The sequence below is a fragment of the Streptomyces sp. cg35 genome (assembly GCF_050410835.1).
GTDB lineage: Bacteria > Actinomycetota > Actinomycetes > Streptomycetales > Streptomycetaceae > Streptomyces.
In genome coordinates this window covers 5,396,203-5,416,981 of the sequence record NZ_CP191268.1, presented here as the reverse complement: position 1 = coordinate 5,416,981, position 20,779 = coordinate 5,396,203, and the positions used below count along the sequence as shown (strand labels likewise).

The window sequence follows — 20,779 nt, the reverse complement described above, 5'->3', positions numbered from 1 at the left end:
CGCGGGCCCGCTCGGTCACTTGTACTAGCCCACCCGTGTGACCCGGCTCAGTTGGCCTGTGACGGCACGGTTTGTGGCCGCGCGCAGCGTGCGCGGCCCTCGACCGGCGCCGGGACCGGGATCCCGTCGACGCCGCCGACCCGGTTCGCCCACCAGCGGGTCACCCCGCGCACCAGCCGCATGCGCAGGGCCGGGTACTTCCGCGGCCGGCGGAAGACGCCGACCGTGTCGCCCCAGTACGCGTGCTTGGCGTCGATGGCCGGGTAGTCGTGGCGGATGCCCTTGAAGGGCGGGAAGTCCGTGTGCACCTCGACCAGTTCGAGGCCGGTGTACGCGGCGAGCGCCCGCATGCCGTCCGGGTAGTAGCGCCAGCAGTCCTGCGCGTCGTGGACGTGGCCGCGCGAGGGCGCGGTGACGAAGGCGGTGCCGCCGGGCCTGAGCACCCGGGCGATCTCCAGCATCGTCGCCCAGAAGAACGGGATGTGCTCGAAGGCCTGCCCCGAGATGACGAAGTCGGCGCTCTTGGACTTCACCGGGATCCGGTACGGCCTGGTCATCACGCGGTCGACGTTGCGGCCGTCGAGCACGTCGACGCCCACGTAGTCGATGTCGTGGCCGGCGAGCAGCGAGCGGTGGGTGCGGGTCTGCTTGTCGGAGATGCGCGAGCCCAGGTCGACGAGGCGGTGCCGGCCCTCGGCGGGGAGGTACTCCTCGACGCAGAGCTTCATGTGGGCGTAGGCGGAGGGATGCATGGGGCCGGTTCCTCTCGGCTCAGGTGCGTCGGCGCAGCATGCCGAGGCAGCGCCTGACCAACTGGCCGACGGGAACGCGGGTTACGCGCAGCGTCAACACATCGGGGTGCTCGTCCGCGGGCTCGACGCTGATCCGGTAGGAGCGCATCCGGTGCCGGTGACGGCGCGCGGGGACCACGGCGGCCAGCGGCACGACGTGGGTGACACCGAGGGCCGTCGCCTTCAGGCCGAGGGTGCAGGTGCTCCACACGGCACCCTTCCGCGGGAACAACTGCCGCCCGTCGTAGCGCAGTTCGATGTCCGTACCGCCGGCGCCGTCCGTCTCCACGGCGGTCAGGCCCACCGAGCACTGTGCCGCCTGCCGGTCCCCCGGCCGCAGCGACTCCGCCCGCGCGCGGACCACGTCCGTGCCCGCCGTCCGGGCCAGCTCAGGCAGCGAGCCGCGCATCCGGATCACCAGTTCCTCCCCGGACCAGGACGCCTCGGCCGGCGCGAAGGTCTGCTCGGCCCAGGGGTTCTTCAGTTCCTTGGTGATGTCGAACCAGGCGTCGGGCAGGCCGAGTCCGGCATCGCGGAAACAGGGGTGTCCGGCATAGGCGCGTTTCCCGTCGACGACGATGCGCGGACCGCCGGCCGCCGCGCACTCCAACACCGCACGCATCAGCCCGAGTTCGCCTCTCTCCGCGAGCCGCAGCAGCAGCCGCTGCTCGGACGTCAGCTTGCGCAGGGCGAACTCGCTGCCGCACTCACGGTGCAGGTCCCCCACACCGTCACAGACCGTCCGCTGGTCCTCGGGGCTGAGCTCCAGGAACTCCGGACCGATCAGCCGCGCCACTTCCCAGGTGAAGTGGCGCCGGTGGATCCAGTCGCGCCCCTGCCCCGGCTCGGTCATCCGCCGGGTGAGGTCCATGAGCCGCCGGGTGCCGCGCAGCCGGTCGAGGGCGCGGTACGAGACGGTGGCGTTGGTGGCGTCGTCCCGGCGCACGGCGAAGTAGTAGTCGTAGTCGGCGAGTACGGTGATCCGCCCGGCCCGGAAGCAGGCCTCCAGGGTGAACGGCTGATCGCTGAGGACCGGCAGGTCCTCCGGGAAGCGCAGCCCGTGCTCCTCGACGAGGGAGCGCCGGAAGAGCTTCGTGTTGGACAGCGCCCACGGCAGCGCGGAGTCGAACAGCGTCGCCTCGTCGCGGCTCTCGGTGAAGACGGCGCGCGACACCCAGCGCCCGTTCACCCCGACCATCCGGCCGAGCACGATGTCGGAACCGAGCCGGTCGGCGGCCTCCACCATCCGCTCCAGCGCCTCGCTGCCCAGGTGGTCGTCGGCGCCCAGGAAGAACACGTAGCGCCCGCGCGCCAGGTCGAGGGCCCGGTTGCTGGGCGCGGCGGGGCCGCCCGAGTTCTCCTGGTGCACGACGGTGAGGACACCGGGGTACCGCTCGGCGAACGTCTGCAGTTCCTTGTCGCTGCCGTCCGTCGACCCGTCGTCCACGGCGACGATCTCGATCCGGTCCGTCCCGATGGTCTGCCCGACGAGCGAGGCCAGGCACTCGGTCAGATACGGCATCGTGTTGTACACAGCGACGATGACGCTGACGTCCGGCTCACCGACGGCGGTCTTCTGCATGCCATGCAAACGACTGACGGCGCCGCTCGTTGCATAGTTCATGACGACTACGACGGTTACGAGCGCTTCCCCCGCCCCTGTCCGTATCGCACAGGGCGCCCAGGTGCACGACACGGCGACACTCGGATCGGGCACCTCCGTATGGGAGTTGGCGCAGATCCGGGAGGGCGCGACGCTCGGCGCGGGCTGTGTGGTGGGCCGGGGCGCGTACATCGGGACGGACGTCGCGATCGGCGCCCACGTCAAGATCCAGAACTACGCCCTCGTCTACGAGCCCGCGACGCTCGGCGACGGCGTCTTCGTCGGCCCGGCGGTGGTCCTCACCAACGACCACAACCCGCGTTCCGTGGACCCCGAGGGGAACCTGAAGCGGGCGGCGGACTGGGAGCCGGTCGGCGTCACGGTCGAGGAGGGGGCGTCGCTCGGGGCGCGTTCGGTGTGCGTGGCGCCGGTGCGGGTGGGGCGCTGGGCGATGGTCGCGGCCGGGGCCGTGGTGACCCGCGACGTCCCCGACTTCGCGCTCGTGGCGGGGGTGCCGGCGCGGCGGATCGGGTGGGTGGGGCGGGCCGGTGACAGGTTGCGCTCCGCTGGGGACGGGGTGTGGGTCTGTGACCGTACGGAAGCGCGCTACCGGGAGTCCGGCGACGGGCTCGTCGAGGAGTGACGGCGGGGTCGTCGGGTCCGCCCTCTCGTCTGCCGGGTCGTGGAGGTGCGGCGGCTGACGGTCGGTGGGGCTTCTCGCGCAGTTCCCCGCGCCCCTGAAGGCTGCGGCTTCGCCGCGCCTCCCCGCCATGGCGCGACGGAACTGCGCGAGAAGCCCCACCCGGCGGCGAGCCCTACGCGGGCGCGCCGAGCACCACCCTGCGGACGCCCTCCCAGCGAGCCGGATCCGTCACCCGGCGGCCGTCCACCAGAACCCCGACCCCGGGCAGATCGGCGGCCCCCAGATCCCGGTACTCCGCGTGGTCGGCCTGCACGACGGCGGCGGTCACGGCCTGCCCGGCGTACGGGGTGAGCCCGAGCTCGGCCAGCTCCTCGTCCCCGTACAGCGGGTCGGAGACGTACGGCACGGCCCCGGCCGACCGCAGCGCGCCCACCACCCCGAACACCCCGGAGAACGCCGTCTCCTTGACCCCGCCCCGGTACGCGGCACCGAGCACCAGCACCTCGGCCCCGGCCAGATCCCCGTACGCCTCCGCGAGCCGCGTGACCGCGTACCCGGGCATGGCCGCGTTGGCCTCGCGGGCCGCGCGCACCACCGTCGCGTCGGGGTCGTTCCACAGGTACATGCGCGGGTAGACAGGGATGCAGTGGCCGCCGACCGCGATGCCGGGCCGGTGGATGTGGCTGTAGGGCTGTGAGTTGCAGGCCTCGATGACCTTGAGGATGTCGATCCCGGCGCCGTCCGCGAACCGCGCGAACTGGTTGGCGAGCCCGATGTTCACGTCCCGGTACGTCGTCTCGGCGAGCTTGGCCAGCTCCGCCGCCTCGGCCGAGCCGAGGTCCCACACCCCGTTGGGCCGCGGAAGGTCGTCGCGGGGGTCGAAGTCGAGGACGCTCTCGTAGAACGCGACGCCCGCGCGCGCGGAGGCCGTGTCGAGGCCGCCGACGAGCTTCGGGTAGCGCCGCAGATCGCTGAACACCCGCCCGGTCAGGACGCGTTCGGGGCTGAAGACGAGACTGAAGTCGTGTCCGGCGCGCAGCCCGGACCCCTCCTCCAGCATCGGCGCCCAGCGCTCCCGCGTCGTGCCGACCGGCAGCGTCGTCTCGTACGCCACGAGCGTGCCGGGGGTCAGCCCGCGGGCCACGTCGCGGGTCGCCGCGTCCATCCAGCCGAAGTCCGGGGTGCCGTCGGCGTCGACGTACAGCGGGACGACGAGGACGACGGCGTCGGCGGTCGCGACGGCCGCGGCCGTGTCGGCGGTCGCGGTCAGCCGCCCCTCGGCGACGGCCGCCTTGAGGCGCGCGTCGAGGTCGTGCTCGCCGGGGAAGGGTTCGACGCCGTCGTTCACGAGGGCGACGACGCCCTCGTCGACGTCCGCGCCGATGACCTCGTGGCCCTTGGCGGCGAACTGGACGGCGAGCGGGAGTCCGATCTTGCCGAGCCCGACTACACAGATCCGCATGACTACTTGACCTCCATCGGAGCGACGGACGCGAGCGCCGACGGCTCACGGGCGGGCTGGGGGAACCTCGGTACGTCCGGCAGCAGCCGCGCGTACACGTCGTCGAGCACCTCGGCCTGCGCCTCCCAGGTCCATTCGTCCAACCGGCCCGGCACGTCGTACGCGGCCCGGTAGGTCCCGGGGTCGGCGAGCACCGCGCGTACGGCCCTCAGGTAGTCGTCGAGGTGCGCGGCCTCGTACACCTCGCCCTGGCCGGTGGAGCGCACCTTGGCCGCCATCGTGCGGATGTCGCTGACCACCAGGGGGAGCCGGGCCTGGGAGTACTCGAAGAACTTGTTGCTCAGCGCGATCTCGTGGTTCGGGAGATGGAGCAGCGGGCTCACGGCGGCGTCCGCGGTGGCCAGGAACTCCGGCACCTGCCAGTGCGGCACGTAGGGCAGCGCGTGGACCCGGTCGATCACGCCCAGCTCTCGCGCCCTGTCGAGCAGATGGTCCGCGTTCCGCTTGCCCTTGTGCAGCGACACCAGGGCGATGTGCACGCCGGGCAGCTGCGGCAGCGCCTCCACCATGATGTTCACCCCGCGCTGCTCCGCGACGCCCCCGCAGTACACGAGCAGCGGGGTGTCCGGGCCGATGCCGCACAGTTCCCTGAGGTCGTCGACGGGGGTGTCGCGCTGGTCGTCGGTCAGGGCGCGGACCGGGGCGTTCATCACGATGGACGGGCGCTCGGCCAGGCCGTGCTCCGCGACCAGCAGATCGCCGAGCCCGTCGGAGACGGTCACGACCGCGTCGGCGTGCGGCGCGTACTCCCGCTCGTGGGCGCATTGGGCCGTCATCCAGCGGGCGTTGGGGGCGACGAGTCCCGGCAGGTACTCGTGCGCGTCCCAGACGAGCTTGACGTCCCTTCCTGCCGCGCGGGCCCGGAGCTTGGCGCGGGCGGCGACGCCGAGCATGCGGAAGTCGTTCGCGTGGATCAGGTCGGGGGCGAGCTTGTCGATGGTGTGGCCGAGGGCCAGCTCGTAGGACCACAGCAGCGGTTCGAGCCGCCGCCAGCAGCGCCGTCCCCGCACCGTCTTCCAGAAGGCGGTGACCATCCGGGCGTAGGGCCGGTCCATGTTCCCTGCGGCGGCCCAGGCGTCCTCGGTCTGCCGCAGCCGCAGGCCGGCCCAGCGCAGACCGATCCTGGCGACGAGCCGGCGGACCGGGAAGCGGCGCTTCTCCGCCACGCCGCGCGCCCGCAGATCCGCGCGGCGCGCCTGGGCCAGCTGGAGGCGCCGCTGCGCCGTGCTCCCGGGCGGGCAGGAGAGCGGGTAGCGCAGTCGGGAGCGCTTCAAGTGCTGCTTGTTGCGCCGCAGTTCGCGTCGGTACGGCAGCAACTTCACCTGGGCTTCGCCGATCCGCCAGGAGCGGTGCCGCGTGTCCCGCGACAGTCCGATGAGCGTGACGGTCCAGCCCGCTTCCGCCATGGACCGGGCGGCCTTCTGGACGCGGGAGTCGCCGTCGACCGCGTTGTCCACCAGCATGACGACGCGGCCTCTGCTCTGCTGCCGCTCTGCCGACTCCTGCCCCACCATCACCGGCTCCTCTGTCCTTTCGGCGGCGACCGCGTTCGGATCGCCCGCCGGGGCAACGAACTTCGCCGGAAGGGCGCTACGGGAGGCGCTCGCGCGTCACCCGTACGGCCCTCTGCGGGACGGCCCGAGTATTCGTTGACCTCCCCGTAAGGCCGGTTCGCGAGCCACTGGCATCCCCCAACGCCCCCGCAGGAGTCATCGGTGAAGGTCCTCAGCGTCGTCGGCGCCCGCCCTCAGTTCGTCAAACTCGCTCCGGTGGCGGCCGAGTTGACCGCTTCGGGCCACGAGCACGTCATCGTGCACACCGGCCAGCACTACGACGCCGAGCTGTCTGACGTGTTCTTCACCGGGCTCGGCATCCCCGCTCCCGACGTGCATCTCGGCATCGGCTCCGGCAGTCACGGGGCGCAGACGGGTGCCGCGCTGACCGCCCTCGACCCGGTTCTGGAGGCTCATCGGCCGGACTGGGTGCTGGTCTACGGCGACACCAACTCGACGGTGGCGGCGGCGCTTTCGGCCGTGAAGCAGCATCTCCGGGTCGCCCATCTGGAGGCGGGCCTGCGTTCCTTCAACCGCCGGATGCCCGAGGAGCACAACCGCGTCCTGACCGATCACGCCGCCGATCTGCTGCTGGCGCCCACCGAGGAGGCCATGCGGCACCTGGCGGCCGAAGGGCTCGCGGCCCGCTCGGCCCTCGCCGGGGACGTGATGGTGGACGTGTGCCTGCGCGTCCGGGACGCGGTCCGTGCGGGCGGGCACGCGGCACCCGAACTGCCCGACGGGATCAGCCCGGTTGAGCCGTATCTGCTCGCGACGGTGCACCGCGCCGAGAACACCGACGATCCGGCCCGTCTCTCGGCCCTCGCGGACGCGCTGGCCGATCTGCCGCTCCCGGTGGCTCTGCCGGCGCATCCGCGGCTGGTCGCCCGGGCCGAGGAGCACGGCGTGAAGCTGGAGCGGGGCGCCGTCCGGGTGGGCAGCCCGCTGCCCTACGCGGGGCTCGTCGCCGCCGTCATCGGCGCGGCCGGTGTCGTCACCGACTCGGGGGGCCTGCAGAAGGAGGCGTTCCTGCTGGAGCGGCCGTGCACGACGCTGCGTTCGGAGACGGAGTGGCCGGAGACGCTCGCCGGCGGCTGGAACGTCCTGGTGCCGGAGCCGGGCGGGCTCGGCGCCGCCCGGTGGGCCGACACCGTCACGCGCCCGGCGCCCACGGCCGGTCGCGGGACGCCGTTCGGTGACGGGCGGGCGGCACGACGGGCCGTGGAACTGCTGGAACAGCGACTCTGACCGCCGGCCGGGGCGAGCGCCCGCCGGCGCCCGCCCCGCGCCTCAGTGCCGCGCCCCGGACGCCGCCCGCCGTGCCTGCGGGAGGCGCACCGACACCCGCTCCCGCGCCGACTCCAGCACGGCCGCCGCCACCTCCACCGTCCGCAGGCCTTCCCGCAGGGAGACGATGCCGGGGGCGTCCTTGCCGGCCACGGCGTCGCGGAACCGTTCGTGCTCCACGAGGAGCGGTTCCCGTTTGGGGGTCGCGTAGCGGATCATGTCGCCCTCGCTGACCCCGCGGAAGGCGGCGATCGCCTCCCACTCCGTCGCGACGGCGCCGTTCGCGTGGAAGGTCAGGTCGGCGGTGAGGGTGTCGGCGACGAAGCAGCCGCGCTCGCCGGTCACCGCGGTGAAGCGTTCCTTGAGGGGGCTGAGCCAGTTCACGAGATGGCTGACGAGGGTGCCGTCGGCCAGGTCGCCCGTCACCGTGACCATGTCCTCGTGCGCGCGGCCGGACTTGGAGAGCGTGCGGGCCGACACCGACGCGTACTCCTGGCCGGTCACCCAGCCCGTGAGGTCGATGTCGTGCGTCGCCAGGTCCTTGACCACGCCGACGTCCGCGATGCGGTGCGGGAAGGGGCCCTGGCGGCGGGTGACCACCTGGAAGACCTCGCCGAGCTCACCGGCCTCCAGACGGGCGCGCAGGCTCTGCAGGGCCGGGTTGAAGCGCTCGATGTGGCCGACCCCGGCGACGAGGCCCGCCGTCTCGAAGGCGTCGACGAGGCGGCGGGCCGCCACCACCGAGTGGGCGAGCGGCTTCTCGACCAGGGCGCACACGCCGTGCGCCGCGAGCGTCATGCCGACCTCTTCGTGCAGTCCGGTGGGGCAGGCCACGACCGCGTAGTCGAGACGCAGGGCGAGGAGTTCCTCCAGCGTCCGCACCACCGGGACGGCGTCGGGCAGCGTCCCGCCCGCCGGGTCCGCCGCGCCCGCGAAGTCGACGCCGTCGAGGAGGCCGAGCACCCGGGCGTGGTTGCGGCCCATCGCGCCGAGGCCGATCAGTCCGGCGCGCAGCCGAGCGGCTTTCGAGGTCATCGGAGTTCTCCCGCAACGGAGTTGACGGTGTCCGCGATCCGCTCGATCTCGGCGTCCGTGAGGTCCGGGTGCACGGGCAGCGACAGCACCTCGGCGGCCGCGCGGTCCGTCTCGGGGAGGTGGTCGCCGGTGCTGTAGGGGGTGAGCCGGTGGATGGGGGTGGGGTAGTAGACCGCGTTGCCGACGCCGCGGGCGGTCAGCTCCCGCTGCACCGCGTCCCGTCGGCCGCCCGGGACGCGCACCGTGTACTGGTGGTAGACGTGCCGTGCGCCGTCGGCGACGTACGGCGTGGTCACCGCGTCGGCGGTGATGAGCGCGTCGAGGCGCTTGGCGTGGGCGCGGCGCCGCTCGGTCCGGTCGGCGAGGCGGCTCAGCTGGACGCGGCCGATCGCGGCGTTGACGTCCGTCATGCGCATGTTGGCGCCGACGATCTCGTTGGCGTAGCGCTGTTCCATGCCCTGGTTGCGCAGCAGGCGCAGGGTGCGGGCGAGTTCGGGGTCGGTCGTGGCGACCATGCCGCCTTCGAGGGCGTGCATGTTCTTCGTCGGGTAGAAGCTGAAGCAGCCCGCCGCGCCCCGGGCGCCGACCGGGCGGCCGTGCAGGGCCGCGCCGTGCGCCTGGCACGCGTCCTCCAGGAGCGCGAGGCCGTGCCGCCGGGTGAGGGGCAGCAGGTCGTCGAGGGCCGCCGGGTGGCCGTACAGGTGGACCGGCATCACGGCCGCCGTGCGCGGGCCGATCGCGGCGGCCACCGCGGCCGGGTCCATGCAGTACGTCGCCGGGTCGATGTCCGCGAAGACGGGTTCGGCGCCCACCAGGCGCACCGCGTTGGCGGTGGCGGCGAAGGAGAAGGACGGGACGATCACCTCGTCGGACGGGCCGACGCCGAGGGCCATCAGGCTCAACTGGAGTGCGGAAGTGCCGGAGTTGACTGCGACGCAGTGCACCCCGTCCAGCACCTGCTGCCCGAACTCGGCTTCGAAGGCGGCCACTTCGGGGCCCTGCACGACACGGCCGCTGCGCAGCACGCGCACCGCCGCCTCGATCTCCGCGTCACCGATGACCGGCTTGGCCGCCGGGATCGGCGGCGCGCCGTCGTACGTCTGCATGCTGTCGTGTGGCCCTTCTCGTGGCGGCTCCGGCGGAAGGGTTCAACCGGGGTTCATCGGGGCGAGTTGTGCCGTACGCCGACAGGTCACTCCATCGGCTCAGCGCGCGCAGCCCGGCGCGCGGCCGCCCGTCCGCGCGTACAGCACCAGCACCCCGCTGCGCCGCCGCATCTCGGACAGCGGCACGAAGTCCCGCCGCAAAAGGGCGAGTTCGGCGCGCTCCGCGGCCGAGCGGGTGCGCCGGCCCGGTCGGGCGGTCTCCGCGTCGAACAGGACGTGGACGCGGGGCAGGCAGGCCAGCCGGGCGGCCAGTTCGCGGGGGCCGACGTCGGTGCCGTAGAGCGTTCCGGCGGCGGCGCCGGAGGTGTGCAGGGCCACGTCGCGGACGCCCGCGACCGACGCCGGGTACGCCTCGGCGTACCTGCGGCCGGTCTTCGGCAGGTACAACAGGGCGTCACCGGGGTGCAGTTCGGCCGCGAGCATCCGGGCCACCGCGCCGAGGTCGTCGCGCCGGGCGTCCGCCGAGCGCTGGTGCTGCTGGAGCGGGAGCTGGGCGAGGAAGGCGACGGCGACCAGGCCCGCGCCCGCCAGCGCCGGGGCCGCAGGTCCTGCCGCCGGGAGCAGCCGCGGCACCCGGGCCAGCAGCGTCTCCGCGCCCGCCGCCACCAGCAGCGGCACCCCGGCGAAGGCGAAGAGGGTGTACCGGGCGGCGTACAGCGGGTGCCACTGGGAGGCCGTGAGCAGGATCAGCGGGGGGACCAGGGCGAGGGGCAGGGCCGTCGCCACGAGACCGCACGCGCCGGGCGCCCGGCGGGCCGGCGGGCGGCACAGCGCCACGGCGATCAGCGCGAGCGTCACCGCGTACAGCGGCCCGGAGCGGCCGGTCGCCGTGCGCAGCAGGGTCTCGGCATCGGCCCAGCCGGGCCGGGCGATCCACGCCACCTGCCCGCTCTGCCCCCGGGTCACGGCGGCGAGCGGCAGCAGGAGCAGCGCGGCGCAGCCGGCCGAGACGGCCCAGCCGCGCCGGGTCCGCCCCGGCACCCGGGTCACGGCGAGCGTCACGGCGTGCGCGGCGAGCAGCAGGACCGCGAACTCGTGCAGCCAGGCGGTGACGGTGACGGCCGCCGCGTAGCCGGTCCAGGCCCGCGGCGACGGCCGTGCGACGCAGCGCACGAGCAGCAGCGTCGCGGCGGCGGCACCGGCCGCGACCAGGGCGTAGGAGCGGCCCTCCTGCGCGTAGTACTGGGCGAGCGGGGCGATCGCGTACAGCAGCCCCGCCCACAGGCCGACCCGCGGCCGGGCCAGCCGGGTGCCGAGCGCGGCGACCAGGCAGGCCGTGGCGCTCGCGCCGAGCACGGAGGGCAGCCGGAGCATGGACTCGCCGGGGCGCAGCGGCAGCAGGAAGTGCATCAGCAGGTAGTAGAGGCCGTGCACGGCGTCGATCGTGCCGAGCACGTGCCACAGCTGGGGCAGGGTGCGCGAGGCGATCATGACGGTGGCGGCCTCGTCGCGCCACATCGTGCCCCGGTCCAGGTGCCACAGCGCCAGGGCGAGCGCGGTGGCGCCGGGGAGACCGACGGCCAGGGCCCGGGCGCGGACCGGCCCCGGCTGCGGGATCAGCGGCATGCGACGAGCGTGGCCGACGGGACGGCCGGGGCGGTTTCTCGCGCGGCCGGTGCCGCGCGAACGTCACCCGTTCAGAAACAGCTTCCGTACGACCCGGTCGGCCGCGCCCCCGTCGTCGTAGGCGCAGAAGCGGTCGCGGAACGCCGAGCGCAGCCGGGTCGTGGCGGGGGTGTCCCACCCGCCGTCCCGGAAGAGGCCGATGAGGTCGTCCTCGGTCGTGGCGACCGCGCCGGGGGTGTCGCCGGGCAGGCCGGACAGCAGGTCGAAGTAGGTGCCGCGGGCCAGCCGGTAGGCCTGCCAGTCGGGGGCGTAGCTGACGATCGGGCGGTCCAGGCAGGCGTAGTCGAACATCAGGGACGAGTAGTCGGTGACCAGGGCGTCCGCCGCCAGGCACAGGTCCTCGACGCGGGGGTGGCCGGTGACGTCGAGGATCCGGGAGTGGGTGTCGGCGAGTCCGGCCTGCGCGCCGTAGAAGTAGTGGGCGCGGACCAGGACGACGTGGTCGTCGCCGAGCGCGTCGGCGAACCGGGCCAGGTCGAGGCGGGGCAGGAAGCCCTTCTGGTAGTCGCGGTGGGTCGGGGCGTAGAGGATCGCCCGCTGCCCGTCGGCGATGCCCAGCTCCCGGCGGGTGCGGAGGATCTCGTCGTCGCCGGTCGTGAAGTAGACGTCGTTCCGCGGATAGCCGAGCTCCAGCGGGGCGTACGCGGCCGAGGGGTAGACGCGCTCCCAGACCTGGGTGGAGTGCGGGTTGGCGGAGAGGCTGTAGTCCCACTGGTCGGTGTGGGCGAGGACCTTGGCGAAGCTGATGCCGTGCGTGCCGGCCGGGTAGCGGCGCTGGTCGAGGCCCATCTTCTTGAGCGGGGTGCCGTGGTGGGTCTGGAGGTAGACCTGGCCGGGGCGCTTGGTGAAGCCGCCGGGGAACGACGAGTTGTTGATCAGGTACGTCGCCGTGGCCATGGTCTGCCAGTAGCGGCGGGAGCCCTCGATGACGTACGGGACGCCGGCGGGGACGCGGTCCTTGTGCCGGGAGGAGACGACGAAGACGCCCTTGACGTGCGGGGCGAGCCGGCGGGCCGCGGCGTGGACGGCGGCCGGGTTGCAGCTGACGCCGCGGTTCCAGTAGGCGCCGTAGACCGCGAGGTCGGGGTCGAGCCGTGCGGTGCGCAGGTCGGTGCGGTAGGCGGCCTTCATGACGCGCGAGCGGAGCTTCTTCTTGTGCCGCTTGAGCGCCGAACTCACGCTCTTCTTGCGGTCCTTGGCCTTCTCCTGCTTCTGGTACGCGGACCAGGACCCGGCGGCGAGCGCCTGTTCGCGCGGGCCCTGCGGGGTGTGTCCGGCGGGGCGGTGCGCGCGGTGCAGCTCGGCGGCGAGGCGGAAGAGTTCGGGTCGGTCCCCGGCGGTGGTGCGCGAGCCGTCGTCGAGGACGGCGAGGACGCGGCGGACGGCGACCGGGAAGAGGCGGGCCGTGTCGGCGGTGGCGGCGAGCAGTTCCCCGTAGCGCTCCACGACCGCGAAGTGCTGCCGGCCCGGCGTCCCGGCGAGGCCGCCCGCCCGGCGCTTGCGCCAGCGCACGCAGGGGCGGGGCAGCGTCGCGAGGGTGCCCGCCTCCAGGACGGCGCGGTGGGCCGGGACCACGTCCTCGTAGGGGCCCTCGGGGGTGAAGGCGAGGCCGCGCCCGGTCCAGAAGTCGCGGCGGACGGCGCGGTTCCAGGCGGCGGGGGTGAGGGCCAGCGGGTCGGCGCCGTCGAGGTCGTCGCCGCTGCCCCAGACCTTGTCCCACCAGTCGGTGCGGTCGTGGTCGTAGAGCAGGACGTCGGGGTCGTCCGCCGCGGTGAGCGCCGTGTCGATCGCGGCGAGGGCGCCGGGCAGCAGGGCGTCGTCGGCGTCGAGGAAGAGAAGGTAGTCGCCGGTGGCCGCGTCCACCCCGGCGGTGCGGGCGGCGCCGACGCCCTCGCGGGCGGGCCGGGTGACGACGCGCACCCGTGGATCGCGCTGCGCGTACTCCGCGGCGATCGCGCCGGAGGCGTCCGGGGAGGCGTCGTCGACGACGATCAGCTGCCAGTCGGTGTGGCTCTGACCGAGCACGGAGTCCAGGCACTCACGGAGGTAGCCCTGGACGCGGTAGGCGGGGACAACAACGGAGAATCGGGACATAACACCTGACGGTACCTCAGCCCTCCGCGCGCCGGGCCGGGCTCGCTCACCCACACGGATTACCCGAGGCAAAATCATTGACGCGATCGGGCACATCGAATGAATGCCGCAAAAGCCTCATATCACGCGCCTCAGTGTCGTCGTCCCCGTCTACAACGTCGAGGACTACCTGGCCGAGTGCCTGGAGTCGATCGCCGCTCAGACCCTGACCGACCTCGAGGTGGTCCTCGTGGACGACGGGTCCACCGACGACAGCCCGCGGATCGCCCGCGCCTTCGCGGCCCGCGACCCCCGCTTCCGCTACGTCCGGCAGGACAACGCCGGGCTGAGCGCCGCCCGCAACACCGGCGTGCGGCACGCCGACCCGGCCGCCGTGTACCTCACGTTCGTCGACAGCGACGACGTCGTGCCGCACGACGCGTACGAGCGGATGATCGCCAGCCTGCAGCGCACCGGCTCCGACTTCGCGACCGGCAACGTGTGGCGGCTGAACGAGCGCGGCCGGCAGCAGGCCTGGCAGTACAAGTGGCTGACGCGGCGGCGCGAGCGGACCCACATCACCCGCGACCGGCAGCTCCTGTCCGACCGGGTCGCCTGGAACAAGGTGTTCCGCCGCGCGTTCTGGGACAGGCACGCATTCACCTTCCCCGAGGGGAAGTTGTACGAGGACACGCCCGTCATGATCCCGGCGCACTTCCTCGCCGAGTCCGTCGACGTGCTCGACGACCACGTCTACTACTGGCGGGTGCGCGAGGGCTCCATCACCCGGCGGCGCACCGACGTGAAGGGCGTCCGCGACCGGATCGCGGCCTGCGACCACGTCAGCCGCTTCCTCGCCGAGCGCTTCCCCGACCGGCCCGAACTGAAGAGGACGTACGACACGTCCTGCCTGCGGGACGACTTCGTGTACTTCCTCGACGGGCTGCCGATGGGCGGGCCCGAGTACCGGCAGGCGTTCTGCGACGACACGGCGGCGTTCCTGCGCCGCGCGGACCCGGCGGTCGCCGACGGCCTCCCCCTCGACCTGCGGGTGAAGTGGCATCTCGTGCGCGAGCGCCGTCTGGACGACCTGGTGCGCCTGCTCTCCTTCGAGCGCCGCAACGGCACCGCCTTCCAGGTCCGCGGATCGCTGCGGCGCAGCGCCGCCTACCCGGGCCTGACCCGGCTGCCCGAGCGGCTCGTGAAGGTCGGCAAGCGCGAGATGCCGGTGGTGGCGCGGGTCCGCGAGACGGTGTGGGGCACCGACGGGAAGCTGCGCGTCAGCGGCTACGCGTACGTGAAGAACCTGGCGGCCGACCGGCCCGGCCACTCGGTGAGGACGGGTCTGCTCAAGGCGGCGGGCAGCCGTACGCAGCTGCGGCGGGTGCCGACCCGCACCGTCCCGGACCCGCTGGCCACCGCCGACTCCGGTCAGGAGCTGCACAGTTACGACCACTCCGGGTTCACCATGACGATCGACCCGGAGAAGCTGAAGGTGAAGGGGCGGTGGCGGCCCGGCACCTGGAACCTGGGCGTCGTGGTCGCCGGGCACGGGCAGCTGCGCCGGGCGGCGCTGCGCGCGCTCGACGGTTCGGCGCAGCAGCACCTGGTGCGCGACCTCGGCGACGGGGCGCGGCTGGTCCTCGGCTACGCCAAGGGGCGGCTCGTGCTGAAGGTGGTGGAGTACGCGGCGCTCGCCGACGACCACCGCGCCGAGGACGGCGCCATGGTGCTGGCGGGCCGTCTGCGCGGCGGCGTCGAGCCGCGCACCCTGCGCCTGACCCACAAGCACTCGGGCACCGAGTGCGCGTACCCGGTGACGTGCGCGGGCGGCCGGTTCCTGGTGCGGGTGCCGCTCGCCGACCTGGCGGCGGTGGAGCAGCCGCCGCACCGCGCGCCCAAGGAGGTCGAGCCCGCGCACGGCGACCGCTGGCAGGTGAACTTCGTCCTGCCCGACGGGAAGTCGCGTTCGGTGGCGGCGGCGCTCGATCTGCCGCCGGGCCGGTACGCGGCCGGGGGGCGCGAGCTGTGCGCGTCCGCCAACGACCAGGGCCAGCTCGTGGTCGAGCTGACCCGGCAGCCGGTCGCCGACCTGGTGAGCTGGGCCGGCGACGGCTCGTTCGTCGTGGAGGGCACGGCCTGCGAAGCCTCGTGGCAGCGGCCGGAGTTCGTGCTGCGGCACAGCTCGACCAACGAGGAGGTCAGCACGCCCGCCGAGCACGACAGGGACCGCTTCCGGGCGGTCGTCGCGCCCTCGGAGCTGTTGGAGGGGCGCTGGTACGCGTTCCTGCGGGAGGCCGAGGACCGGCTCGGCGACGGGGTCCCGGTACGGGTCCTGACGTCGGTCGGCACCGAGCTGCCGCGCCACCGCCCCTCCTCTGAGAGGGAGTTCACGCTGGACCGGCGCTTCGGCGACCGGCTGCTCGTGGAGGCGGGCCCCTCTCTCTCCCCCGCCGACCGCGGCCCTTACCGCCGCCACCGGCTGCGCACCGTGCACTATCCGGCCCAGCGGCAGCTCCCGCTGCGCGACGCGGTCCTGTACGTCGACGGGGACTCGCCGCGCGCGGTCCACGCGGAGCTGGTGCGGCGCGGCGCGGACGTCGAGCACCTGTGGGTGACGCGTGACGGCCGCACCCGGGTGCCGGAGTCGGCGCGCGGTGTCGAGGAGTTCTCGGCCGACTGGTACGCGGCCCTGGCGCGCTGCCGCCGGATCGTCACCGCCCATCAGCTGCCCGACTTCTTCGAGCGCCGGGCGGGCCAGACGGTCGTGCAGACCTGGGACGGCACCCCGCTCAAGCGGATCGGTGCCGACCTCACCGACACCCTGTACGCCGACCACGACCATCTGGCGCTGCTGCCGAAGCTGGCTCGCCAGTGGGACGTCCTGGCCGTGCCGTCCCGCTGGTCGGCCCCGCACCTGTCGCGCGCCCTCGCCTACGACGGGGAGGTCCTGCAGGCCGGCTCGCCGCGCAACGACATCCTGTTCGGCGCGCCCGCCGACCGCGCGGAGCGGGCCGGGCGGCTGCGCCGCGACCTCGGCATCGACGCGGACAAGCGGATCGTGCTCTACGCGCCGACGTACCGCGACCACCTCGCGCACTCCCCGGGCCGCTTCCGCCACGAGCCGGCCTTCGACTTCGCGGCGGCCGAACGCGAACTCGCCGCGGATCACGTGCTGCTGGTCCGCAAGCACCCGCAGGCGACGGGCCGCCTCACCGGAGCGCGTGCCCCGTTCGTCCGGGACGTCACGGACCATCCCAGCGCGGCCGAGCTGCTGCTGCTCGCCGACGTGCTGGTGACGGACTACTCGTCGCTGATGTTCGACTTCGCGCACACCGGCCGCCCGATGCTCTTCCACACCTACGACCTCGACCACTACCGGGACACGGTGCGCGGCTTCTACCTCGACTTCGAGGACCACGCGCCGGGCCCGCTGCTGTCCTCCACCGACGACGTCGTGTCCGCGCTGCGGGAGTTGGACACGCTCACGGACCGGCACGCGGCCGCGTACGAGGCGTTCCGCTCGGCGTTCTGCGACCTGGACGACGGGCGCGCGGCGGAGCGGGTGGCGGAACGGCTGATGCGATGACCGTCCCGGTCCTCACCCGGCGGGTGGTGCGCGGCGCGACCGCCCTGCGGGGCGGCCGCTTCTGGCGCCCCACGCCGTTCTTCGTCGTCGGCGGCCTGTTCTGGCTGGTGATGACGCTGGCGTACTGGCGGGTGCCGATGTGCTGCGACTTCGGCCAGCACGCGGCGGTCGTCGAACGGCTCAGGGCGTCCCTGCTCCACCCCCGCCACCCCATGGCGGACCTGCCGGGCGCGGGCAGCCCCTACTACTCCCCGTACGCGGTCGCGGAGGGCGCCTTCGCCCGGCTGACGGGCCTGGCGGGCTGGGAGGTCGTGAAGCTGGCGGGCCCGCTGAACCTGCTGGTGCTGCTGACCGGCCTGAACCGCTTCGTGCGCGGCCTGACGTCCCGCCAGTGGGCGCCGGTGCTGGCCCTGCTCGCGATGACCCTGCTGTGGGGCACGCGGACGGCCTGGTGGAGCGGTTACCTCGGCCTGATGTCGATGACGGGCAATCTCGGCTACCCGTCGACGTGCGCGATCGGCCTGGCGTTCTGGGCGTGGGCGTGGACGGGCCGGCTGCGGCCGGGCGGTTCGTGGTGGGGGTACGCGGGGCTGGGGGCCCTGGTGGGCGTCATCCTGCTGATCCACCCGATCTCATCGGTGGCGGCGGTGATCGGAGTGGCGGGGATCGGACTGGCCAGGGGCGCGGGGAAGTGCGCGACCAACCCCCACTCAGCCGCACCCGGAACACTCGCCAGATGGACAGCGGCGGGACTGGCCGCGACGGCGGTCACCCTGGTCTGGCCCTACTACGACGTCCTGTCCCTGGTCGGAGACACCCGCGTGGACGCGATCCACCAGCAGCTCTACACCGACCTGCCGGGCCGGTTCTGGCTGGCCCTCATCGGCCTGCCGGTGCTGTGGCGACGGTTCCGCCGCGACCGTCTGGACCCGCTCGCCCTGATGTTCGCGCTCGACGTCCTGGTGGTCGCCTACGGCTGGGCGACCGGCCATTACACGTACGGCCGGATCATGGGCCTGGCCCTGGTCCCGCTCCAGTTCTCCCTGGCGATCGCGCTGGCGGCGCCCCGCCCCTGGACGTGGCCCCGGCGCGCCCTGGGCGCGATCACCGCGGCGGGCGCGGCGCTCGGCTTCCTCACGGTGCAGGGCGGCGCGGTCGTGCCGTGGGGTCTGCCCCAGCCGTTGATGTGGCCGACGTACACCTGGGCGGCGCAGCACGTGCCGCCCGGTGACGTGGTGCTGACGAACGACTCCCGGGCGGCCCGTTCGCTGCCCGGGTTCGGCCCGAACCTGCTCGCGCCGCCCTGGCCGGACCCGTCCCTGGACGAGCGGGAGCGGCAGCGGCGCCTGGCCTCCGTGCGCGCGTACCTCTCCCCCGGCTCGACCCGCTCGGAGCGGACGGCGATCGCCCGGCGCTACGGCGTGCACTGGCTGCTGCTCGACAAGAACCAGAGGCTGCCCGCGGAGGCGGTGGTGGTGGCGTGGAGCCCCCGGACCGGCGAGGTGCTCGCGCGGGTCAACGGGGGCTCGCCCAGGCTGCGTTGAGCCTTACTCGACGACGAGCTCGACGTCGATGTTGCCGCGGGTCGCGTTCGAGTACGGGCACACCTGGTGGGCCTGCTCGACGAGCTTGCGGCCGGTCTCGGCGTCGACCGAGTCGGGCAGCTCGACGCGGAGCACGACCGCGAGGCCGAAGCCCTCGCCCTGCTTGCCGATGGAGACCTCGGCGGTGACGGCCGCGTCGGCGACGTCGACCTTGGCGGAGCGGCCGACCAGCCCGAGCGCGCTGCCGAAACAGGCCGCGTAACCGGCGGCGAAGAGCTGCTCCGGGTTGGAGCCCTGGCCGTTGCCGCCCATCGCCGTGGGGATGCCGAGCTGGAGGTCGATCACACCGTCGGAGGAGACGGCGCGTCCGTCGCGTCCGTGGGTGGCGGTGGCGACGGCGGTGTAGATGGCGTCCATGGGAAGACCCTGCCTCTCGAATGACCTGGGGCGTTCATGACCTGCTGCGCGCAGGAACAACAACAGGACCCAGTAGAGCACGCAATTCAATTGTGCACAACTCAATCGCGTGGGGTCGGCTACCCTGGACCCATGACCACCACCGGGAACCACGAGGACTATCTGCTGCTCGACCGGCAGATCTGCTTCTCACTGAACGCGGCGTCGCGCGCGTTCGGCGGCGTCTACCGCACCCTCCTCAAGGACCTCGGTCTCACCTATCCCCAGTACCTGGTCATGCTGGCCCTCTGGGAGGACGGCGAGCTCCCGGTCAAGCGCCTCGGCGAGCGGCTGCGCCTCGACTCGGGCACGCTCTCGCCACTGCTCAAGCGCCTGGAGGCGAACGGCCTCGTGCGTCGCGAGCGCAGCGCGCGGGACGAGCGCTCGGTGAACGTGACGCTCACGGAGGCGGGCGCCGCGCTGCGGGAGCGCGCGGTGGAGGTCCCGGTCAGGATCGCGCAGGCGACGGGCTTCGAGCTGGAGGAGATCGAGGACCTGCGGGAGCGCCTGAACCGGCTGACCGAGGCACTGGACCGCTCGGCGCTCGACTAGCCCCCTCCAGGACCCGGGGCGCGACGCAGATGCGAGACAGACGCCGATACGGGACATACGCTCCCGAATCGTGACAGTCGACACGCAGAACCGCCCGACCGCCCTCGCCCCGGTCCATGCCACCTGGGTCCGCCCGAGCCGGACCGCCCGCGTCGCCCTCCCCGTCACCTGGCTGCTCACCCGCGCCGCGATGCTCCTGCTGCTCGTCCGGGACGACGCGCACCCGCTCGGGGTCGGCGGCGTCGCCCGCGAGGTCCACGGGCTGTACGCGCGGTGGGCCGCGACGCTCGCCCACGGCTCGTTCCCGGCCGGCGACCCGATGTGGCAGTACCCGCCGGGAGCGGGACCGGTGCTCCTCGCGCCCGGTCTGCTGCCGGGCCTGACGTACTTCCAGGCGTTCGTGGCGCTCACCCTCGCCGCGGACGCGCTCGTCACGTACGTGCTGGTGCGCGGCGACCGCGACCCGCGCGGCGGCTGGCTCTGGACGGCGGGCCTCCCTCTGCTCCTGCACATCCCGCTCGCCCGCTACGACGTCCAGGTCACCGCGCTCGCCGTCCTCGCGCTGCTCGCCGTCCACGAGGCGCCCCGCCTCTCCGGGGCCCTCGCCGCGGTCGGCGCCCTGGTGAAGGTGTGGCCCGCGCTGACCCTGCTGGGCGCGCCGCGGGGCCGTACGACACGGGAGGCGTGGGGCGCGGCCCTCGCCGCCGGGGCCGCGCTGCTGCTGGTGCTGGCGGTGGCCTTCCGCTCGCCGTTCTCGTTCCTGGGCGGGCAGGGCGGGCGCGGGGTGCAGATCGAGTCGCTCGGCGGGACGCTGCTCGCGTTCGCGCGGCTCGCCGGATGGCCGGGCCAGGTCCGCTACCAGTACGGGGCGATGGAGTTCGTCGGGCCGCACGTGGGGATCGTCGCGGGCGCCTCGCTCGCGCTGACGGCCGCGGCCTTCGGGCTGCTGCTGTGGTGGCGGGTGCGGGCCCGGCAGTACTCGGCGGCGACGCCGTACGACGCCGCGCTGTGCGCCGTGCTGATGTTCACCGTCACCAGCCGGGTGATCAGCCCGCAGTACCTGATCTGGCTGCTCGGCCTCTCCGCGGTCTGCCTCACCTCGCGCCGGACCACCCAGCGCACGGTCGCGCTGCTGGTCCTCGCGGCGGCGGCGGTGAGCGCGCTCGCGTACCCGGTGCTGTACGAGGACGTGATGGCCGGGACATGGACGGGCGTCGCCGTGATGACGGTGCGCAACGCCCTTCTCCTCGGAGGGGTTTTCGTGTCGTTCCGTTCCCTTTGGAGGGCCACAAAAGAGTAAAAGTTCCGGCTTACCGGACAATTACCTGAAACCCCTAAG

15 protein-coding genes are annotated in these 20,779 nt (G+C 73.5%); 6 read left to right on the top strand and 9 right to left on the bottom strand.

The features are described from left to right. Positions 1-47 precede the first annotated feature (47 nt). Together ACQUQD_RS24815 and ACQUQD_RS24810 are read right to left on the bottom strand one after the other, a co-directional pair. Positions 48-752, bottom strand: coding sequence for a methyltransferase domain-containing protein (locus ACQUQD_RS24815; RefSeq protein ID WP_428954330.1), 705 nt, complete (start codon positions 750-752; stop codon positions 48-50). Between the two features lie 19 nt (positions 753-771). Beyond that, on the bottom strand, positions 772-2,373 hold the full coding sequence (locus ACQUQD_RS24810; RefSeq protein WP_428954329.1) for a glycosyltransferase family 2 protein: 1,602 nt from the start codon (positions 2,371-2,373) through the stop codon (positions 772-774). Between the two features lie 40 nt (positions 2,374-2,413). Here ACQUQD_RS24810 and ACQUQD_RS24805 point away from each other — a divergent pair, with 40 nt between their 5' ends. Next, positions 2,414-3,037 carry an acyltransferase gene (locus tag ACQUQD_RS24805; protein ID WP_428954328.1) on the top strand — a complete coding sequence of 208 codons (624 nt, stop codon included), beginning with the start codon at positions 2,414-2,416 and terminating at the stop codon, positions 3,035-3,037. A 172-nt stretch (positions 3,038-3,209) separates the two neighbouring features. Here the strand turns inward: ACQUQD_RS24805 and ACQUQD_RS24800 are convergent, their stop codons facing one another. After that, positions 3,210-4,499: a nucleotide sugar dehydrogenase gene (locus tag ACQUQD_RS24800; protein ID WP_428954327.1), complete on the bottom strand. Its 1,290-nt coding sequence runs from the start codon at positions 4,497-4,499 to the stop codon at positions 3,210-3,212. A gap of 2 nt (positions 4,500-4,501) precedes the next feature. Beyond that, entirely contained in the window at positions 4,502-6,073 is a 1,572-nt protein-coding gene (locus tag ACQUQD_RS24795) for a glycosyltransferase family 4 protein (protein WP_428954326.1), read from the bottom strand. A 201-nt stretch (positions 6,074-6,274) separates the two neighbouring features. Between ACQUQD_RS24795 and wecB the strand changes: the two genes are divergently transcribed. Continuing rightward, positions 6,275-7,360, top strand: a complete 1,086-nt coding sequence (gene wecB, locus ACQUQD_RS24790) for a non-hydrolyzing UDP-N-acetylglucosamine 2-epimerase (protein ID WP_428954325.1) — start codon at positions 6,275-6,277, stop codon at positions 7,358-7,360. 42 nt (positions 7,361-7,402) lie between these two features. Here wecB and ACQUQD_RS24785 read toward each other — a convergent pair whose 3' ends face one another. From ACQUQD_RS24785 to ACQUQD_RS24770, 4 genes are all read right to left on the bottom strand, one after another. Next, the gene (locus ACQUQD_RS24785) at positions 7,403-8,434 is read right to left on the bottom strand and encodes a Gfo/Idh/MocA family oxidoreductase (protein ID WP_428954324.1); all 1,032 of its coding nucleotides are present in this window, start codon (positions 8,432-8,434) and stop codon (positions 7,403-7,405) included. Next, entirely contained in the window at positions 8,431-9,540 is a 1,110-nt protein-coding gene (locus ACQUQD_RS24780; protein ID WP_428954323.1) for a DegT/DnrJ/EryC1/StrS family aminotransferase, read from the bottom strand. Before ACQUQD_RS24780 ends, ACQUQD_RS24785 begins: the two co-directional genes overlap by 4 nt. A 99-nt stretch (positions 9,541-9,639) precedes the next feature. Continuing rightward, a complete protein-coding gene (locus ACQUQD_RS24775) occupies positions 9,640-11,166 on the bottom strand; it encodes a glycosyltransferase family 39 protein (RefSeq protein WP_428954322.1) in 1,527 nt (508 codons plus the stop codon). 63 nt (positions 11,167-11,229) lie between these two features. Beyond that, positions 11,230-13,320: a bifunctional glycosyltransferase/CDP-glycerol:glycerophosphate glycerophosphotransferase gene (locus ACQUQD_RS24770; RefSeq protein WP_428954321.1), complete on the bottom strand. Its 2,091-nt coding sequence runs from the start codon at positions 13,318-13,320 to the stop codon at positions 11,230-11,232. Between the two features lie 103 nt (positions 13,321-13,423). Between ACQUQD_RS24770 and ACQUQD_RS24765 the strand changes: the two genes are divergently transcribed. Together ACQUQD_RS24765 and ACQUQD_RS24760 are read left to right on the top strand one after the other, a co-directional pair. Further along, positions 13,424-16,888 carry a bifunctional glycosyltransferase/CDP-glycerol:glycerophosphate glycerophosphotransferase gene (locus ACQUQD_RS24765; protein ID WP_428954320.1) on the top strand — a complete coding sequence of 1,155 codons (3,465 nt, stop codon included), beginning with the start codon at positions 13,424-13,426 and terminating at the stop codon, positions 16,886-16,888. Next, positions 16,885-18,432 carry a hypothetical protein gene (locus tag ACQUQD_RS24760; protein ID WP_428954319.1) on the top strand — a complete coding sequence of 516 codons (1,548 nt, stop codon included), beginning with the start codon at positions 16,885-16,887 and terminating at the stop codon, positions 18,430-18,432. The genes ACQUQD_RS24765 and ACQUQD_RS24760 overlap by 4 nt, the downstream gene beginning before the upstream one ends. Positions 18,433-18,435: 3 nt before the next feature. Here ACQUQD_RS24760 and ACQUQD_RS24755 read toward each other — a convergent pair whose 3' ends face one another. After that, positions 18,436-18,849, bottom strand: coding sequence for an organic hydroperoxide resistance protein (locus ACQUQD_RS24755; protein ID WP_428954318.1), 414 nt, complete (start codon positions 18,847-18,849; stop codon positions 18,436-18,438). A gap of 132 nt (positions 18,850-18,981) precedes the next feature. Here ACQUQD_RS24755 and ACQUQD_RS24750 point away from each other — a divergent pair, with 132 nt between their 5' ends. Next, the gene (locus ACQUQD_RS24750; RefSeq protein WP_428954317.1) at positions 18,982-19,440 is read left to right on the top strand and encodes a MarR family winged helix-turn-helix transcriptional regulator; all 459 of its coding nucleotides are present in this window, start codon (positions 18,982-18,984) and stop codon (positions 19,438-19,440) included. 70 nt (positions 19,441-19,510) lie between these two features. Continuing rightward, entirely contained in the window at positions 19,511-20,740 is a 1,230-nt protein-coding gene (locus ACQUQD_RS24745) for a glycosyltransferase 87 family protein (RefSeq protein ID WP_428954316.1), read from the top strand. The last annotated feature ends 39 nt before the right edge of the window (positions 20,741-20,779 follow it).

Bases quoted from the DNA above. Each gene is read 5' to 3' on its own strand.
- ACQUQD_RS24760 (WP_428954319.1), top strand. From the start codon at position 16,885: ATGACCGTCCCGGTCCTCACCCGGCGGGTGGTGCGCGGCGCGACCGCC.
- ACQUQD_RS24800 (WP_428954327.1), bottom strand. From the start codon at position 4,499: ATGCGGATCTGTGTAGTCGGGCTCGGCAAGATCGGACTCCCGCTCGCC.
- ACQUQD_RS24805 (WP_428954328.1), top strand. From the start codon at position 2,414: ATGACGACTACGACGGTTACGAGCGCTTCCCCCGCCCCTGTCCGTATC.
- ACQUQD_RS24770 (WP_428954321.1), bottom strand. From the start codon at position 13,320: ATGTCCCGATTCTCCGTTGTTGTCCCCGCCTACCGCGTCCAGGGCTAC.
- ACQUQD_RS24785 (WP_428954324.1), bottom strand. From the start codon at position 8,434: ATGACCTCGAAAGCCGCTCGGCTGCGCGCCGGACTGATCGGCCTCGGC.
- ACQUQD_RS24810 (WP_428954329.1), bottom strand. From the start codon at position 2,373: ATGCAGAAGACCGCCGTCGGTGAGCCGGACGTCAGCGTCATCGTCGCT.
- ACQUQD_RS24780 (WP_428954323.1), bottom strand. From the start codon at position 9,540: ATGCAGACGTACGACGGCGCGCCGCCGATCCCGGCGGCCAAGCCGGTC.
- ACQUQD_RS24795 (WP_428954326.1), bottom strand. From the start codon at position 6,073: ATGGTGGGGCAGGAGTCGGCAGAGCGGCAGCAGAGCAGAGGCCGCGTC.
- ACQUQD_RS24815 (WP_428954330.1), bottom strand. From the start codon at position 752: ATGCATCCCTCCGCCTACGCCCACATGAAGCTCTGCGTCGAGGAGTAC.
- ACQUQD_RS24775 (WP_428954322.1), bottom strand. From the start codon at position 11,166: ATGCCGCTGATCCCGCAGCCGGGGCCGGTCCGCGCCCGGGCCCTGGCC.
- ACQUQD_RS24750 (WP_428954317.1), top strand. From the start codon at position 18,982: ATGACCACCACCGGGAACCACGAGGACTATCTGCTGCTCGACCGGCAG.
- ACQUQD_RS24765 (WP_428954320.1), top strand. From the start codon at position 13,424: ATGCCGCAAAAGCCTCATATCACGCGCCTCAGTGTCGTCGTCCCCGTC.
- ACQUQD_RS24755 (WP_428954318.1), bottom strand. From the start codon at position 18,849: ATGGACGCCATCTACACCGCCGTCGCCACCGCCACCCACGGACGCGAC.